Genomic DNA, 4,532 nt, shown 5'->3' with positions numbered 1-4,532 from the left:
TGACAGCGCTGACTTAGTCGCAGGAGTCGCGCAGGTCGAGCGTGACGGGAGCGCCCTGCTCTTCACCGTCGACCGTGAGCAGCAGGCCGTCGACGCGGCCCTCGGCCGAACCGGTGCGCTCGACCTCGACGCCCACATAAGCCGCTTCGCCCGGCTCGATAGCAGTCTGGCCGAGGTCGCCTCCGCCGACGCTCTCGCGGCCGCTCGACTCGAACAGCACGGCGGTTGAGCGGGCATCCTCGTCGATTGCAATAAAGCGGTCGATGATCTCGACTCCCGACGATTCGAGTAGTTCGACACCCGCGATCACAATCGCTTCGTCGGATGAGTTCGAGACGCCGATGGCGATGGTTCCCGACTCGTCCGCGATGCAGCCCGAGAGGTTGCCGAGCGGATCGCTTGGTGACCCGCTGCACCCGGCCAATAGCACGGCAACAGCGGCGGGCACGGCGAGGGCGACGACAGCGCGACGGGGATGCACGACTGCCACGCTACGCGCTCAGCCGAGGTGCGCGCCGCAGCGCGACCACGGCGGCACGAAGCCGACGGTGGCCTCGGCCACACTCGTGGCCGAGAACCAGCCGTCGTCGTACCGCAAGCGTAGGCCGCGGAGGCCCGCGTAGTCGGTGTAGTCCTTCGCGTGCAGTTCAACGACGATTTCGACGGTCGACCGCGGCTCGATAACCGTGCCCTCGATCGGCGCGCGGTCGCGCCAGAGGTCCACTTGCTCGGTCGACAGCTCGCCGCCCGGGGCAACGCCGAACGTTGAGTAGGCGCTCGGCACGGGCACGACACTCATCTCGGCGACCGTGGCGTTGTCGAGTTCGTCGATGCGGGCATCCCGAAGAATGATGCTGCGGCCGGTGTCGTTCGTCACCGTGATGCCGATGAGCGCGAAGTAGCCGCCGTCGACCGTGCGCGTCGGAAAGCAGCGGTCAGCGAGCCCGCCGAAGATCGTGAGAGGCGGCGCGCCAACACACCCGCTGAGCGTGGCGACGACCGCCGCGCTCACGAGCCCCCCTGCGAAGAATCTAGAGATCCTCACGGGCGCTATGGTATCGCGAAATGGGGTCGAGCGCGCCGGTAGGCTGGCACCACTATGGCCGCAGCCGACCGCTTCTATATCGCCACCCCGATCTTCTACGTCAATGACGTTCCCCACATCGGGCATGCCTATACCGAGGTGGCCGCCGACGTGCTCGCGCGCTGGCACCGGCAGTCGGGCGTCGACACGTGGTCGCTCACGGGAACCGATGAGCACGGCCAGAAGATTCTGCGCACCGCGGTGGCCAACGGCGTCACCCCGCAAGAGTGGGCCGACAAGCTCGTCGAGTCGGCGTGGAAGCCCCTGCTCGACACGATCGACATCGCCAACGACGACTTCATTCGCACGACCGAGCCGCGCCACGAAAAGGTTGTGCAGCAGTTCTTGCAGAAGCTCTACGACACCGGCTTCATCACCGAGGGCGAGTACGAGGGCTACTACTGCGTCGGGTGTGAGGAATACAAGCAAGCCGACGACCTCGTGCCGGGCGCGGGTGAGTTTGTCGGGCAGCAGGTGTGCGCCATCCACGGTCGCCCCATCGAAGTGCTCAAGGAGAAGAACTACTTCTTCGCCCTCAGCACCTTTCAGCAGAAGCTGCTCGACCTTTACGAATCGCAGCCCGACTTCATTCAGCCGCCGAGCTTGCGCAACGAGATCATGAGCTTCGTGCGGCGCGGTCTCGACGACCTCTCGATCTCACGGCAGAGTTTCGACTGGGGTGTGCGGATTCCGTGGGACGACAGCCACGTCACCTACGTATGGTTCGACGCCCTCCTCAACTACATCAGCGCCATCGGCTGGGGCAGTGACGACGAGAACTTCTCGCGCCGCTGGCCGGCCGTGCAGCTCGTCGGCAAAGACATTGCGCGCTTCCACGCCGTCATCTGGCCGGCCATGCTCATGGCTGCTGACCTGCAGCCCCCCGCGCGTGTGTTTGGCCACGGCTGGCTGCTCGTCGGCGGCGAGAAGATGTCGAAGTCGAAGCTCACGGGCATCGCTCCGCACCAGATCACCGACGTGTTCGGTAGCGACGCCTTCCGTTACTACTTCATGAGCGCCATCAACTTCGGTCAAGACGGCTCGTTCAGTTGGGAAGACCTCGCGGCGCGCTACCAAGCCGAGCTCGCCAACGGCTTCGGCAACCTCGCCTCGCGCGTCATCGCGATGGTCGGCAAGTACTGCGATGGCGTCGTGCCCGCCTCTGGTGAGGCGACGGATGCCGAACGAGGTATTCAGAAGACCGTGGCGGATGCGGTGGTCGCCGCCCAGCGGGCCATCGACACCTTCGCGATCCACGATGCGATCGCGGCCGTGTGGACGATCGTCGACGAGCTCAACGGCTACATCACGCTGCAAGAGCCGTGGAAGGTCGCGAAAGATCCCGCTCTCGAGGAGCGGCTGCACACGATTCTGTACACCGCGGCCGAGGGGCTGCGGGCTCTTGCCGTGTTGCTCTCGCCCGTGACTCCTCAGGCCGCCCAGAAGTTGTGGGTTGCGCTCGGGGCCGAGGGTGCGCTGGGTGGGTTGCGTGAGCAGAGCATCCCGAGCGCGGGCACGTGGGGTCAGTTGCCCGCAGGCACGCAGACGCAGCCGCTCGAGGCGCTGTTCCCCCGCATCGAGGCCGAGTAGTTCTTCGTCGGTTGTGTCGTCGGCGGGTGTCGAGAGCGCTCGATAGTGTTGAGCAAACATCGACCCACCACCCCGAGGTAGCCATGACGACGTCGCCTTCTTCTGCGCCGATTCCCGCCCGCGAAAACGTTCTTCGCGGCACGCTGCTGGCCCTTGTTGCGGTGCCGGTGGGCGTTGCCTTGTGGCTCGTGATCTGGAACCTCGGGTATCTCGCTGCAATCGTGTCGTTCGTCGTAGCGCTCGGCGCCGCGTTTCTCTATCGCCTCGGCTCGGGCGGCGTTGTCAGCAAGGTCGGCGCGAGTGTCGTCACCGGCATCGTGGTCGTGACCGTTCTGCTGAGCTTCTACGCCGGCCTCGTCAGCGACTTCGCCAATGTCATCGCGATGCAGCGCGACATCAGCCCTTTCGAGGCGCTGGGCCAGCCCTTGTTCTGGAGCTCGTTCCACGCGGGGCTTCCGGTGGTCTTTGAGGCCTACACCGTCGACTTCTTGATCGCGCTGGCCTTCGGTGCTCTCGGAGCGTTCAGCATTCTGCGCTCCGCCTTCCAAGGTTCGCAGGAGCAGGCCGCGTCGCCGGCCGAGTCGCCGTCTCCGTCGCCCGAGCAGACCGACGAGCAACCGCCCGCCTCGGCTTAGCCGCCGTCCGCGTCGACCGCCGCTCGACCACCCCGCGCGCGGTACGGTCGTGGGGGAGGCAACACGGTGACGGATCAGCACGACGCGGCAGCGCTCGACGCGCATGTGCGCGCCCGCGCGACCATGGAGGGTTCGACGCGCGACCTCAGTTATCCGCCCAACCCTGAGCCGCTCGCGGTGCCCGTGTATGACAACCACACGCACCTCGAGATCGCCGACGGCGAGAACCCGATGCACTACCGCGAGCACCTTGATCGAGCATCCGCGGTCGGCGTGCGCGGCGTGGTGCAAGTGGGCACCGACGTGCTCACGAGTCGCTGGTCGGCCGCGGTCGCGGCGCGCGAGCCTCGGGTGCTCGCCGCGGTCGCCATCCACCCCAATGAGGCCCCGGCGCTCGCCGAATCGGGCGAGTTGGATGCCGCTCTCGCCGTGATCGACGACCTCGCCGCGCAACCCCGCGTGGTCGCCGTCGGTGAGACGGGCCTCGACTACTTCCGCACCGAGCCGGGTAGCGGACGCGACGCCCAGCTCGCCGCCTTCGAAGCCCACATCGCCATCGCCAAGAAGCACGACTTGGCGTTGCAGATTCATGACCGCGATGCGCACGACGACATCGTGGAAACGCTGCTGCGCGTGGGCGCCCCCGAGCGCACGGTGTTCCACTGCTTTAGCGGAGGCGTCGAGCTCGCGACCCTGTGCGCCGAGCACGGCTGGTACGCGAGCATGGCCGGCACGGTGACGTTCAAGAACGCGCACAATCTGCGCGAGGCGCTCGACGTGCTGCCGCGCTCGCTGCTGCTCGTCGAAACCGATGCGCCGTTCTTGACGCCGCACCCGCACCGCGGCCGGCCGAACGGGCCCTACCTGCTGCCTCACACGGTGCGCGCGATCGCCGAGCACCTGGGCGTCGACGTCGACGAGTTCGCGGCGCAATTGAGTGCGACGACCGAGCTCGTCTACGGCTCGTGGGACGCGCACCCCGTTGCGACGACGACCGACGTGCCCGGTGACCCGCTCGATCTCGGCGCGGCGGCGGGCCCCACCCCAGCGGGTGCGCAGTGAGCGCCCTGCTCGGCCCCGCCGAAGTGCGCGACCTCGCGGCACTGCTCGACGTCATGCCCACCAAGAAGCTGGGCCAAAACTTTGTGCACGACGCCAACACCGTGCGCCGCATCGTGCAGACCGCGGCGCTGCTGCCCGCCGAGCCCGTGCTCGAGGTCGGC

At 67.2% G+C, this 4,532-nt stretch carries 5 protein-coding genes and 1 pseudogene; 4 read left to right on the top strand and 2 right to left on the bottom strand.

Translation table 11 applies throughout. The features are described from left to right. Nucleotides 1–13: 13 nt before the first annotated feature. Together SFU54_RS09335 and SFU54_RS09330 are read right to left on the bottom strand one after the other, a co-directional pair. Entirely contained in the window at nt 14–481 is a 468-nt protein-coding gene (locus tag SFU54_RS09335; protein ID WP_319016005.1) for a hypothetical protein, read from the bottom strand. Nucleotides 482–499: 18 nt separating this feature from the next. Next, on the bottom strand, nt 500–1,045 hold the full coding sequence (locus SFU54_RS09330) for a hypothetical protein (RefSeq protein WP_319016004.1): 546 nt from the start codon (nt 1,043–1,045) through the stop codon (nt 500–502). A gap of 54 nt (nt 1,046–1,099) precedes the next feature. On the opposite strand from SFU54_RS09330, the gene metG reads away from it, so the two are divergent. From metG to SFU54_RS09310, 4 genes and pseudogenes are all read left to right on the top strand, one after another. After that, nucleotides 1,100–2,674: a methionine--tRNA ligase gene (gene metG, locus SFU54_RS09325; protein ID WP_319016003.1), complete on the top strand. Its 1,575-nt coding sequence runs from the start codon at nt 1,100–1,102 to the stop codon at nt 2,672–2,674. Nucleotides 2,675–2,757: 83 nt separating this feature from the next. Beyond that, nucleotides 2,758–3,309, top strand: coding sequence for a hypothetical protein (locus SFU54_RS09320; protein ID WP_319016002.1), 552 nt, complete (start codon nt 2,758–2,760; stop codon nt 3,307–3,309). A 123-nt stretch (nt 3,310–3,432) separates the two neighbouring features. Further along, nucleotides 3,433–4,371, top strand: a complete 939-nt coding sequence (locus tag SFU54_RS09315; protein ID WP_319016006.1) for a TatD family hydrolase — start codon at nt 3,433–3,435, stop codon at nt 4,369–4,371. After that, a pseudogene (locus tag SFU54_RS09310) lies at nt 4,368–4,532 on the top strand (16S rRNA (adenine(1518)-N(6)/adenine(1519)-N(6))-dimethyltransferase); the annotation flags it as partial. The gene SFU54_RS09315 and the pseudogene SFU54_RS09310, both read left to right, overlap by 4 nt.

The organism is Microcella sp. (genome assembly GCF_033763155.1).
Classification (GTDB): domain Bacteria; phylum Actinomycetota; class Actinomycetes; order Actinomycetales; family Microbacteriaceae; genus Microcella.
This window is presented reverse-complemented; position numbering and strand designations above follow the sequence as displayed.